The organism is Streptomyces sp. NPDC001407 (genome assembly GCF_042895325.1).
Taxonomy (GTDB): Bacteria; Actinomycetota; Actinomycetes; order Streptomycetales; family Streptomycetaceae; genus Streptomyces.
The window spans coordinates 1-11,956 of record NZ_JBIAWF010000020.1 but is presented as its reverse complement, the minus strand read 5'-3'; the positions used below and the strand labels follow the sequence as shown (position 1 = coordinate 11,956).

Here is an 11,956-nt window from a genome sequence, read left to right as displayed (position 1 = left end):
GCCGCCCCACTCGACAAGAGCGGGGCGGCGGCGGGAAAAACGAGGGAAGGGCCTGGATCAGGCCTCGGTGCCCTCGGCGGCCTCGGCCGGAGCCTCGGTCTGGGCGGCCAGCACCTGGAGGACGACGGTGTCGCCGTCGACGGCCAGGGAGGTACCGGCCGGCAGGACGATGTCCTTGGCCAGGACGGAGGCGCCGGCCTCGAGGCCCGCGATGTTCGCGACGACGGCCTCGGGGAGGTGGGTGGCCTCGGCCTCGACCGACAGGGTGTTCAGCACGTGCTCGAGCAGGTTGCCGCCCGGGGCCAGCTCGCCCTCGGTGTGGACCGGGACCTCGACCGTGACCTTCTCGCCCTTGGCGACGACCAGCAGGTCGACGTGGACCAGGAAGCCCTTGAGCGCGTCACGCTGGACGGCCTTGGGGATGACCAGCTCGGTGCGGCCCTCGATGTCCAGGGAGAGCAGGACGTTCGGGGTCTTGAGCGCCATCATCATGTCGTGGCCCGGCAGGGTCACGTGGACCGGCTCGCCACCGTGACCGTAGACGACGGCCGGAACCTGGCCGGCGACACGGGCGCGGCGGGCGAAGCCCTTGCCGAACTCGCGGCGGATCTGTGCGGGGATCTTGACCTCGGACATACGCACTCCTCGTAGATAAGAAAAAGGATCTGACGGCCGTTACCCGGCCCACGACAGACCTGCTACGAAGAGCGCGTCGATAACGGACCGCCGCACCGAAAAAAAGTGCGGCCTCCCTCGCCGAGCAACTTGTGCAGTGTACCCGGCGGGGAGGCCGCCCAGAAATCGATCAGTCAGCGGGCGACTTACGCCTGCTCCTCGAAGAGGCTCGTCACCGAACCGTCCTCGAAGACCTCGCGCACCGCGCGCGCGATCGTCGGCGCGATCGACAGCACCGTGATCTTGTCCAGCTCCAGCTCGCCCGGCGTCGGCAGGGTGTTGGTGAAGACGAACTCGCTCACCTTGGAGTTCTTCAGCCGGTCCGCGGCCGGACCCGACAGCACACCGTGCGTCGCGGTGACGATGACGTCCTCCGCGCCGTTCGCGAACAGCGCGTCCGCGGCGGCGCAGATGGTGCCACCGGTGTCGATCATGTCGTCGACCAGGACACACACCCGGCCCTTCACGTCACCGACGACCTCGTGCACCGTGACCTGGTTGGCGACATCCTTGTCACGGCGCTTGTGCACGATCGCCAGCGGCGCGCCCAGCCGGTCGCACCAGCGGTCGGCCACGCGCACCCGGCCGGCGTCCGGGGAGACGACCGTCAGCTTGTCGCGGTCGACCTTGGCGCCCACGTAGTCCGCGAGGATCGGCAGCGCGAACAGGTGGTCCACCGGGCCGTCGAAGAAGCCCTGGATCTGGTCCGTGTGCAGGTCGACCGTCAGGATCCGGTCGGCGCCCGCGGTCTTGAACAGATCGGCGACCAGGCGCGCCGAGATCGGCTCGCGGCCGCGGTGCTTCTTGTCCTGGCGCGCGTAACCGTAGAACGGCACGACCACGGTGATGCTCCGGGCCGAGGCCCGCTTCAGCGCATCGATCATGATGAGCTGTTCCATGACCCACTTGTTGATGGGAGCCGTGTGGCTCTGCATCAGGAAGCAGTCGGCGCCACGCGCCGACTCCTGGAAGCGGACGTAGATCTCGCCGTTGGCGAAGTCGAATGCCTTGGTCGGGACCAGGCCGACGCCCAGCTGGTGCGCGACCTCCTCGGCAAGCTCGGGGTGGGCGCGGCCGGAGAAGAGCATCAGCTTCTTCTCGCCGGTCGTCTTGATCCCGGTCACAGCACAGTCTCCTTGGATGTCGCTTTGTGTGCGCTTATCACGGTACGCCCCGCACGACGCGCCCGTGTCACGGTCACTGTTCGGCGTCGGTGTCCCGACCGTCCTGCTGAGCGGCGGAAGCGGCCTGTGCGGCTGCGCTTCCCGGGCGCTTACGAGCCACCCAGCCCTCGATATTCCGCTGCTGTCCACGTGCGACGGCCAGCGAACCCGGGGGCACATCCTTGGTGATGACCGAGCCGGCCGCGGTGTAGGCGCCGTCCCCGATCGTGACCGGAGCCACAAACATATTGTCCGAGCCGGTCCGGCAGTGCGAGCCGATCGTCGTGTGGTGCTTGTTCACGCCGTCGTAGTTCACGAAGACGCTCGCGGCGCCGATGTTGGTGAACTCGCCGATCGTGGCGTCCCCGACGTAGGAGAGGTGCGGCACCTTGGTGCCCTCGCCGATCACGGCGTTCTTCATCTCCACGTACGCGCCCGCCTTGGACTTCGTCCCCAGCCGGGTGCCCGGACGCAGATAGGCGTACGGGCCGACGTTCGCGCCCTCGCCGATCTCCGCGCCGTCCGCGACGGTGTTGTCCACGACCGCGCCCGCGCCGACCGAGGTGTCCTTCAGCCGGGAGTTCGGGCCGACCTCGGCGCCGGTGGCGAGGTGCGTCGCGCCCAGCAGCTGGGTGCCCGGGTGGACGACCGCGTCGCGCTCGAAGGTCACGGTCACGTCGATCAGCGTCGACGCCGGGTCCACGACCGTCACGCCGTCCATCATCGCCACGTGCAGCAGGCGCTCGTTGAGCAGCTTGCGCGCCTCGGCGAGCTGGACGCGGTTGTTGATGCCCAGGATCTCCCGGTGGTCACCCGCCACGGCCGCGCCCACCCGGTGCCCGGCCTCGCGCAGGATGCCCAGGACGTCCGTCAGATACTCCTCGCCCTGGCTGTTGTCCGTACGGACCTTGCCGAGGGCGTCGGTCAGCAGCTGCGCGTCGAACGCGAAGACACCGGAGTTGATCTCCCGGATCGCGCGCTGCTCCTCGGTGGCGTCCTTGTGCTCGACGATCGCGGTCACGGCGCCGGTGGCCGCGTCGCGCACGATGCGGCCGTAGCCGGTGGAGTCGGGGACCTCGGCGGTCAGCACGGTGACGGCGTTGCCGTCGGCGGCGTGCACGTCGCTGAGCCTGCGCAGCGTGCCGCCGGTGAGCAGCGGGGTGTCACCGCAGACGACGACCACGGTGCCGTCCAGCACGACGCCGCCGTTGCCGAGCTCCTCCAGCCCCATGCGCACGGCGTGGCCGGTGCCGTTCTGCTCGTACTGCACGGCGGTGCGGACGGCGGGGTCGGTCTCGGCCAGGTGCGCCGACACCTTCTCGCGCTCGTGCCCCACGATCACCACGAGGTGCTCGGGGTCCAGCTCGCGGGAGGCGGCGACGACGTGCCCGACGAGGGAGCGGCCGCAGATGGCATGGAGGACCTTGGGGGTCGCCGACTTCATGCGGGTGCCCTCACCCGCTGCGAGGACGACGACGGCTGCCGGGCGGTTGGCGCTCACGGGTGTGCCCTTCGGCTTCGGGTGGTGGACATCCGAAGGATACCGGTGCGTTCGAGGGCCGAAACGCGGGCGGGTCCTGACCTGGGCGGTCAGGACCCGTGGATGTGCGGCCTGTGAGCTCCCGGGGAAGGAATCGAACCCTCATTCAATGGACCAAAACCATTTGTCCTGCCATTAGACGACCCGGGATGGTTCGTCCGCTGTGTCCAATTTCATGGATCGGGCACGAGCGCAGCCACCACTATGCCGTACGGCACGGCCTCGGTGCGACGGTGCGGGTCCCTCTTCGCGCCCGCCCGCGCTCCCGCGCGGGAGGGAAAACCGGTGGCGGGCGCCCGTAGTCTGGGTGGTATGACCACAACGGGGGCAATCGCGGAGGCGGGCGCGCGGGGCGCGCCCGGGGGGCCGTGGTGGTGGGGGCGGCGTCGGAGTCTGGTGCTGGACGTGACGCTCGCGCTGTTGTCGGCGCTGGAGTGCGCGCTGGAGGGGATCGGTTTCGCGAGCGACGCGGGGCTGCCCGCTGCGGTCGGCTTGCTCATCGGGCTGCCGGCCGGGGCGTCGCTGCTGCTGCGGCGGCGCTGGCCGATAGCCGTGGTGCTGGTGTCGATCGCGATCACACCGGCCGAGATGGGTTTCCTGCTGAGCATCGTCGGTCTCTACACCCTGGCGGCGTCCGACGTGGCGCGGCGGCTGACGGTGGTGCTGGCCGGGGTGTCGGTGGCGGGCACGTTCGTGGTGACGTACGTGCGCTTCCACCAGGACATGTCGCAGGACGGCTACCACCCGGGCATCTGGCTCACCGTGTTCTTCTCGGCGCTGATGGCGCTGGGTCTGTCCGCGCCGCCCGTGCTGCTGGGGCTGTACGTGGGGGCGCGCCGCCGGCTGGTCGAGAGCCTGCGGGAGCGGGCCGACGGCCTGGAGCGCGAGCTGGCGCTGCTGGCGGACCGGGCGGAGGAGCGCGCGGTGTGGGCCCGTAACGAGGAACGCACGCGGATCGCCCGGGAGATGCACGACGTGGTGGCCCACCGGGTGTCGCTGATGGTGGTGCACGCGGCGGCGCTTCAGGCGGTGGCGCTGAAGGATCCGGAGAAGGCGTCGAAGAACGCGGGCCTGGTCGGCGACATGGGCCGGCAGGCGCTGACGGAGCTGCGGGAGATGCTGGGGGTGCTGCGGACGTCGTCGGACGGCCCGGTGGCCGCCCAGTCCTCGGCCGCGGATTCGCAGCGGCTGGCGGAGGTCGCCGCGGTGGCCTCGGCACGGGTGTCGGAGAGCGTGGTGGCCGCCGGGGCCGGAGCCGGGGCCGCCGAGGCCGCCGCCGGTGACGGCCCGTGTCTGGACGGTCTCGAGGACCTGGTGGGTCTGTCGAGGGCCGCGGGCATGGCGGTGGATCTGTGTGTCGAGGGCGAGGAGCGCTCGCACGGCGCGCGGGTGGAGAGCACGGCCTACCGCGTGGTGCAGGAGGCGCTGACGAATGTGCACAAGCACGCCCCGGGCGCGAAGGCCATAGTGCGGGTCGCGCACCGGGAGGGCGAGGTGGCCCTCCAGGTGGAGAACGGCCCCCCGGACGGCGGCGCGGACGTGGGCCTGCCGAGCGGCGGCAACGGCCTGGTCGGGATGCGCGAGAGGGTGTCGGCGCTCGGTGGGGTCTTTGTGGCGGGCGTGACGGATGTGGGTGGATTCCGGGTCTCGGCGGTGATCCCGTCGGAGGAAGGCCGGATGGCGGCCTGAATTAGGCCGGTTACCGCCCTGCTTTTGGCCGGAAGTCGACCCCCGTGAGGGCGGTGCGCCGGGCCGCCCGGCACTCCTACGCGCGCGGTCCCGCCGACAGACGGGAGGGACGGGCGCCGGTGACGAGCGTGCCGATGGCGCGGTCGATGTCCGAGCCGAGGTACCAGTCGCCGCTGTGGTCGAGGCTGTAGACCCGCCCGTGGGTGTCGATGGCGAGCAGGGCCTGCCCGTCCGCCTCCTGGCCGAGCGGGCACACCTCGGCGCCCAGCGCGCGGCCGAGGTCCGCGACCGTGCGGGCGAGGTGGAGGCCGTGCAGCGGGTCGATGTGGAAGGGCGTCGGCGCGATGTGGCGGCCGGGACCGGGCGCGGTGACGTGCAGCCCGCCGAATTCGGCCCACGCCTCGACCGCGGCGGGGAAGACCGTGTGCCGGTGCCCGGCCGGGGAGGTGTGGGCGCGCAGGGCGTCGGCCCAGTTCTCGGCGGCCTTGATGTCCCAGCGGCCGGGCTGCCAGCCGGCCTCGCGGAGGGCGGCGTCGACGGCGACGGGGAAGCGGGTGGCGGCGGTGCGTTCGAAGGCGCGCATGGGGTCAGCCCTTGCCGTTGGTCGGGGCGGCGGGGTCGACACTCCGTACGCCGAAGTGGGTGAGGAGGGCCGTACAGGAGCGGCAGGGGGCCGCGTAGCCGCCGTGCCGGGGGTCGCCGTCCTCGCGGATGTGCCGGGCGGTGAGCTTGGCGTGCTTCAGGGCGCGTTTCGCCTCGCTGTGGGTGAGCGGTTTGCGGGCGGCACGTTTGCTCCGGCCCGCCTCGAAGGCGCTCAGATAGCGGGTGAGGAGCACGGCCTCGGGGCACCGGCCGGTGAAGCGTTCGCGCCGGTCGCTGGTGAGCGTGTCCAGGAAGTCCTGGACGAGCGGATGGAGCGTCGGCGGCTGGTCGGCCTTGCCCCCGGTGCAGGTCAGGGTCTCGCCGCGGACCGAGAGCGCGGCGGCCACAAGGGGCAGGATGCCGTCGCGGCGGTGGAGCAGGGCCGGCGGTCTGTCCGCGTCGTCGGTGGCGCTCCAGCTGAGCCGGGGGTCTCCGGGTGCGGAGGCGCGTTCGTCCACGGGCTGGCGGTCCTGAGTCGTGTGCATGGTGGTTCTTCCCTCCCGTGCAATCCCCCTGTTGCGGGGATCAGCCTGCCAAATGGGATGGCGGGTGTGGAAGTCAGGTCGGGGTTGGGTGCGTGCCGTGTGGTGTTCATGTGTCGTGTGATCACTATGGGATGCGGCGCCGGGGGCGGCCAGTGGCGCCCGGGCGGCGTGGCGCGGTGCGTGCGGTCCGCTGGGCGGTCCCCGCCTCGCGGCAGCGCATAGGCTGTGCCGAACGGGGTGTTCTCGGCCATGGGGACACCGACCGGCCGGGCCGCCCCGTGGCGCGGCCGGTGGCCCGGTGGCCCGCGGTGTCCGCCGCACGTGTCCTGGGCGTCAGGTGACAGAGTCAGCAGGGGGCATCCGCCATGACGACAGGTCGGCTCGGGCAGCACGCCGCGCCACCGAACACGGCCTATGCCGGGCAGGTCGTGCACTTCCCGGATCCGGTCCGTGCCGCGCGCCATCCCAAGGGCGTGCGGGTGGACGAGGACGGCTTCCCGGATTTCTCGCCGTACGCGCGTGCGGCCGCGGAGATCGCGGAACCGCCGGAGGGCTTCGGCGTCGACGAGCTGCGGCTGACGGACTACGTGTCGGCCAACGCCGCCCAGCACGCCGCCGGACACGAGCTGTGGGCGAGCCTGCCGAGCGTGGCGACGCCGCACGGCTGGACGTGGCACCACGTGGCGGGCACGCGCCGGCTGGAGCTCGTCCCGGTCGAGGTGAAGGCGCTGCTGCGGCACCACGCGGGGCTGGCGACGGCGGCGGTGGACCAGGACAAGCGCGGCACGCGGCCGTTGCAGGAGACGCGTCCGGTGCACTTCGCGCTGCCGCAGCGGGACCTGGCGGTGACGGAGGAACAGGTCCAGGGCGTCGAGGAGGACCTCGGCTACCGCCTGCCCGGCGCGTACCGCGCCTTCCTGAAGGCCGCGGGCGGCTGCGCGCCGGTGGGCGCCGCGCTCGACGCGGAGCTCGGGCTCCTGATCGACCAGCCGTTCTTCACGGTGCGCGACGAAGCGGCCGTCAACGACCTGGTCTATGTGAACAAGTGCCTGCGCGACCACTTCACCAAGGACTATCTGGGCGTCGGCTTCGTGCAGGGCGGCGTCCTCGCGGTGAAGGTGAAGGGCGAGTCGCTCGGCACGGTGTGGTTCTGCCCGTTCGACGACGCCCGCGACCGGGACGGCTGGACGGTGCAGGAGCGGGTGGAGCGGCTGCTGCTGCCCTGCGGTGAGGACTTCGACGCGTTTCTCTCCCGGCTGGCCGGTGGCCCGCCGGAGCTGGAGACCGTCGCGAACCTGATGGTCGACGGTGGCTTCGCGTACGCCGTCCCGGTGGAGGGGTGAGCGCGGGATGGTGACGTTCGCGCAAGCACAGGAGCGCGCGGAGCGCTGGGTCAACGGCGACGTGCCGGCGTATCTGCACCGCGAGGTGCGGGTACGGGAGTTCGACCTGGGCTTCGTGGTCTGGGCGGAGGACCGCGAGGACGGCCCGACGTCGGACGGCGGCCGGGCCCGCCTGGTCATAGCCCGGGACAGCGGCGAGACGACGCTCTGGCCGGGTCTGCCGGTGGGCGAGGTGATCCGCCGGTACGAGGAGGAGTACGGGGCTGTGGACGAACAACTGCCGCCGCCGTCCGACGCGCCGCCCAAGCGGCTGGACCTGGAGGCGACGTCCTTCCTGCTCAGCCCGCCGCAGTGGCTCCAGGACGCGGCCGACGCGATCGGCATCCCGGACCGCCGCCCGTCGTCTTCGAGCACGTCGGCCGCGCCGAGCGGGCCGAGCGGGCCGGCCCCGGCCTGGTCGGACGCGACGTCGGCCCCCGGAACGGATTCGTCCGAGGGGCGGGGTGTGACGCCTGCGGGTGCGCCTGCGGCGGGCGCGGGCTCGAAGGGCGCGGCTGTGGCGGCGGGTTCCGGTGGGGCTGCGGGTTCGGCTGCTTCGGCTGCGCCGGGGCCGGATGCGGTCACGCCTGCGGCGGCGTCCGGTGCTTCGGGTGCGGGCGTTGGGGCCTTGGGTGCGCCTGCGGTGCCGGGTGCGCCTGTGGCGCCTGCGCCTGCGTCGCGTGCTGATGGTGTTTCAGGGACGGGTGCTGGGGTCGCCGGTGCGCCTGCGGTGCCGGGTGCGTCTGCGGCCGGTGCGGCCGCTTGGCCGGATGCTGCCTCCGCGTCGGAAGACGGATCCGGTGGGTCGGCGGGTGTGTCTGCCGGTGCGTCTGCGGCGGGCGCGGGTTCGAAGGGTGCTTCCGTGGCGGCGGGTTCCGCTTGGCCGGATGCCCCCTCCGCGCCGGGCGCGGCAGCGCCCGCGACTGCCCCGGGTGCTGACGGTGCTTCGGGTGCGGCCGGTGGGGTCTCGGGTGCGCCTGAGGTCAGTGCGGCCGCTTGGCCGGACGCTTCCTCCGCCCCGGGGGCGGATTCCGACGCTTCCGTGTGGCCGGACGCGGGTGCGTCGTCGGCCACGAGCGGGGCCGCCGACGCGTCGGCGACTCCTTGGGCCGACACGAACGCGGGCGAGGACGACGGGGACCGTTCCGTCGGGCTGCCCGCCACGGTGCTCGCCCCCGCCCTGTCCGGTACGGACGAGGACGACTTCCCGGTGCCGGGCGTCGGTCCCGACGCCAAGACGGCGCTGATGCCCGCGGGCAGCGCGCTGCCGCGTACGGCGATCGCCCCGGCGCTCGACGACCCGGCGGGCCCGGGTGCGCAGGGACCGGCGGCGCCTGCTCCGGGTGGTCCAGCGGCGGCTCCTGGTGTGGGCGTGCCGCGGCCTCCGGGTGCGCCTGGCGTGCCCGGTCAGCCGCCCAACGCCCCGGCAGCGCCGGGGACTCCGGGCGTCGGCGGGCCCGTACCGCCCGGTCCTCCCGGTGCGCCTGGCGCGCCCGGCGCCGGTGCGGCGCACGCGGCGGCCACGATGCTCGCCGAGCCCGGTGGGCCCGGTATGCCCGGCGCTCCCGCTGCCCCCGGGCAGCCCGGTGCGCGTGCGGCGCAGGTTCCGCATGCCCCCGGTGCTCCCGGTGTTCCGGGGCAGCCTCCTGGGGCGCCTCGGGCTCCCGGCGCCCCGGGTGCCGCTCAGGGCCCGGCCGCCCCGCAGCCCCCGGGTCCCCCCGGCACCCCGCAGGGCCCCGGTGCCGCGTACGCCGCGACGATGCTGGCCACCCCGGGCACCCCCGGCATGCCCGCCGCCCCGGGGGCTCCCGGTGCACCGGGCCGGCCTCCCGGCGCCCCGCCGGCTCCTGGCGCACCCCAGCCTCCCGGTGCCCCGCAGGGGCCGCCGCAGGGGCCCGGTGGGGTGCACCACGCGGCGACCATGCTCGCCGGTCCCGGTACGCCGGGCCCCGGCGTACCGCACGCGCCCGGTGCCCCGGGCGTTCCCGGGCAGCCGCCCGGTGCGCCCGTGCACCACGCGGCCACCATGCTCGCGGGCCCCGGCACTCCCGGCGCCCCGCAGGTACCCGCCGCCCCGCAGGGTTACGGCTATCCGCCGCAGCCCGCCGGGGTGCCCACCGTGGGGCCCGGCTACATGGCCGTGCTGCGCTACCGCGCCGCCGACGGTTCGGAGCAGCAGCTGATCCGGCGCAGCGCGCCGGGGACGCCGCACCCCGAGTGGCAGATCCTGCACGAGCTGCGGGCGATGAACGTGCCGCCGCAGCAGGTGCTGGAGCTGCACACGGAGCTGGAGTCCTGTGATCTGCCGGGTGGTTACTGCGCCCGCATGGTGCGGGAGACCTGGCCGCAGGTGCGGATCAGCCACACCGCCGCGTACGGCCGGGACCTGGCGACCCGGCAGCAGGGCATGCGGCACCTGATTGAGCATCAGGGCGAGCTGCACCAGGTCGCCGACGGCCCGGCGCGGCCGGCGCCGAACCGGGTGCCGCTGTCCGGCTCGGCCCAACTGCCGCCGGTCGGGCCGGATGTCATCGGCCGGGAGCTGGCGGAGTCGTTCGGTCCGCAGGGTGTGTTCCGCTTCGAGCAGCGCGCGGTGTCGCGGCAGGGCGTGCCGGACATCGTGGCGCAGACGCTCGTCTGGGCGGGCCTGCCGATGGACCTCGGCCCGTTCTTCTGGGGCCAGGCACAGCCCGGCCGCCCGGTGCCGACGCTGGCCGAGCTGGCGGCGGAGCGCGGGGTGCGCCCGGCGCCGGACGCCGGCTCGTATCTGGTGATGGGCAGCGACTACGGCCGTCAGCTGTGCGTGCAGTACGGCACGGCGCACATCGTGGCCGTGCCGATGGAGGCGGGGGCGGACGGCGGTTCCGTGGCGCCGCAGTTCGTCAACACGAGCCTCCCCCAGTTCGTTCGCTCTTTGGCGCTCCTCGGCAAGATGTGGCGCTGGCGCTACGGCCTGACGCCGGAACAGGCCGGCCGCTGGACCGTGGACTTCCAGGAGCAGTTGGCGGCGCTGGACCCGGCCGCCCTGGCGTCGCCGGAGAATTGGTGGGCGGTGCTGGTGGAGCAGATGTGGGACGGTCTCTTCTAGGGGCCGGCCGATGTGTCGACGACGCGGGGCGTTCGACCCTTGGACGAAGGGGCGGGCGCCCCGCGTCGTCGGTCGGCACAACCTTGCGGGAGGAAGCGGGCGGAGTGTCGGGTTCTGGGCACTCACGCCGTCCAGGAATGATGTGCGCCGGACCGCGTCATTCGGTTGTCCGGGATATGAGGGGCTTCGAGGATGAGTTCATCGGTATCTCCTGACGGTTTCACCGTGGTACGGGGCCGTGGCTACCGCCCTGAACAGGTGGACCGTGCCCTCGTCGAGTGCGAGCGGCGCCGCGACGAGGCGTGGGAGCGCGCGGCGCGGCTGACGGTGCTCGCGCGCGAGATGGAGGACGAGGTCGCGCGCCTGCGGCAGTTGGTGCAGCAGCTGCCGCCGCAGACGTACGAGTCGCTGGGCCACCGCGCGCAGGGCCTGCTGTTCACCGCGCAGGCCGAGGCGGCGGGCCTGCAGGAGCGGGCGGAGGCGGAGGCGACGTCCCTGATGGACGCCGCCGACGCCCACGGGCGGGCGGTGCGGGACGCCGCCCACGAGTACGCGACGGAGGTCCGCGCCGAGGCGGAGGACTGGGCGCGGCAGGCCGGACTGGCCGCGCACTCCGTCGCCGACGACGTCCGGGCCGTCGCCCAGCGCGAGGCGAAGGCCCGCCGCACCGAGGCGGTCACCTCCCTGAAGGAGATGCGCGAGCGCACCGCCGACGCCCTCGCCGAGCAGGAGAAGGACCACGCGGAACGCTGGGACGCGGCGGGCCACGAGATCGCCGAACACGAGGCCGCGCTCGACGTCCGCGTCGCCGCCATGGAGGAGTACGGCCGCAACGCCCTGGCCGAGGCCCAGCGCCGCTACGCGGAGGCGGAGGAAGCGGCCCGCCACGGGCAGGAGGACGCGGACGCCCAGGCCGCGGCTCTGATCGCGCAGGCTCGTGTGCGTGAGGAGCGGATCGTCCGTGACACGGAGCGGGTGCTTCGTGAGCACGAGGAACGGCGGGAGGAGTTGCGGTCGCATATGGCGCATGTGCGGCATTCTTTGGCGGCGCTTACGGGGAAGCCGGTGGGGGAGGCGGCGGATTGATGGGGGTGCGGTTCGTTGTTGGGTGCGGCTCGGTTCGCGCCTGCGGCGGGACGCCCTTCGGGCGTGGCCTCAAGCGCCGGCCGGGCTGTGGTTGTGGGGTTCGCCGTTGTCGGGTGCGGGTTGTGTGCGCCTGCGGCGGGCGGCCTCAATCGCCGGCCGGGCTTGGGTGGTGGTGGGTGCCGGGGGTGGGGCCTCCGGGCTGGGGA

General features: G+C 73.4%; 9 protein-coding genes and 1 tRNA gene. 4 read left to right on the top strand and 6 right to left on the bottom strand.

Translation table 11 applies throughout. The features are described from left to right. Window positions 1–57: 57 nt before the first annotated feature. The 4 genes from ACFY1P_RS24945 to ACFY1P_RS24930 all read right to left on the bottom strand — a co-directional run bounded on the left by ACFY1P_RS24945 (window position 58) and on the right by ACFY1P_RS24930 (window position 3,528). Window positions 58–636, bottom strand: coding sequence for a 50S ribosomal protein L25/general stress protein Ctc (locus tag ACFY1P_RS24945; protein WP_361533207.1), 579 nt, complete (start codon window positions 634–636; stop codon window positions 58–60). A gap of 185 nt (window positions 637–821) precedes the next feature. Continuing rightward, window positions 822–1,799 carry a ribose-phosphate diphosphokinase gene (locus ACFY1P_RS24940; protein ID WP_116212181.1) on the bottom strand — a complete coding sequence of 326 codons (978 nt, stop codon included), beginning with the start codon at window positions 1,797–1,799 and terminating at the stop codon, window positions 822–824. Window positions 1,800–1,872: 73 nt separating this feature from the next. Further along, window positions 1,873–3,339, bottom strand: coding sequence for a bifunctional UDP-N-acetylglucosamine diphosphorylase/glucosamine-1-phosphate N-acetyltransferase GlmU (glmU, locus tag ACFY1P_RS24935; RefSeq protein WP_361533210.1), 1,467 nt, complete (start codon window positions 3,337–3,339; stop codon window positions 1,873–1,875). 118 nt (window positions 3,340–3,457) lie between these two features. Further along, window positions 3,458–3,528: transfer RNA gene (locus ACFY1P_RS24930), tRNA-Gln, on the bottom strand. Window positions 3,529–3,690: 162 nt separating this feature from the next. Between ACFY1P_RS24930 and ACFY1P_RS24925 the strand changes: the two genes are divergently transcribed. Next, on the top strand, window positions 3,691–5,067 hold the full coding sequence (locus tag ACFY1P_RS24925) for a histidine kinase (protein WP_361533213.1): 1,377 nt from the start codon (window positions 3,691–3,693) through the stop codon (window positions 5,065–5,067). Between the two features lie 76 nt (window positions 5,068–5,143). Here the strand turns inward: ACFY1P_RS24925 and ACFY1P_RS24920 are convergent, their stop codons facing one another. Beyond that, window positions 5,144–5,650, bottom strand: coding sequence for an SUKH-3 domain-containing protein (locus tag ACFY1P_RS24920; RefSeq protein ID WP_361533216.1), 507 nt, complete (start codon window positions 5,648–5,650; stop codon window positions 5,144–5,146). A gap of 4 nt (window positions 5,651–5,654) precedes the next feature. Beyond that, window positions 5,655–6,194, bottom strand: a complete 540-nt coding sequence (locus ACFY1P_RS24915) for a YwqJ-related putative deaminase (RefSeq protein WP_361533219.1) — start codon at window positions 6,192–6,194, stop codon at window positions 5,655–5,657. A gap of 365 nt (window positions 6,195–6,559) precedes the next feature. Between ACFY1P_RS24915 and ACFY1P_RS24910 the strand changes: the two genes are divergently transcribed. The 3 genes from ACFY1P_RS24910 to ACFY1P_RS24900 all read left to right on the top strand — a co-directional run bounded on the left by ACFY1P_RS24910 (window position 6,560) and on the right by ACFY1P_RS24900 (window position 11,750). After that, window positions 6,560–7,537, top strand: a complete 978-nt coding sequence (locus tag ACFY1P_RS24910) for an SMI1/KNR4 family protein (protein ID WP_361533222.1) — start codon at window positions 6,560–6,562, stop codon at window positions 7,535–7,537. Between the two features lie 7 nt (window positions 7,538–7,544). Continuing rightward, on the top strand, window positions 7,545–10,664 hold the full coding sequence (locus ACFY1P_RS24905; RefSeq protein ID WP_390751917.1) for an SUKH-4 family immunity protein: 3,120 nt from the start codon (window positions 7,545–7,547) through the stop codon (window positions 10,662–10,664). A 192-nt stretch (window positions 10,665–10,856) separates the two neighbouring features. Beyond that, the gene (locus tag ACFY1P_RS24900) at window positions 10,857–11,750 is read left to right on the top strand and encodes a cellulose-binding protein (RefSeq protein WP_390751916.1); all 894 of its coding nucleotides are present in this window, start codon (window positions 10,857–10,859) and stop codon (window positions 11,748–11,750) included. Window positions 11,751–11,956 lie beyond the last annotated feature (206 nt).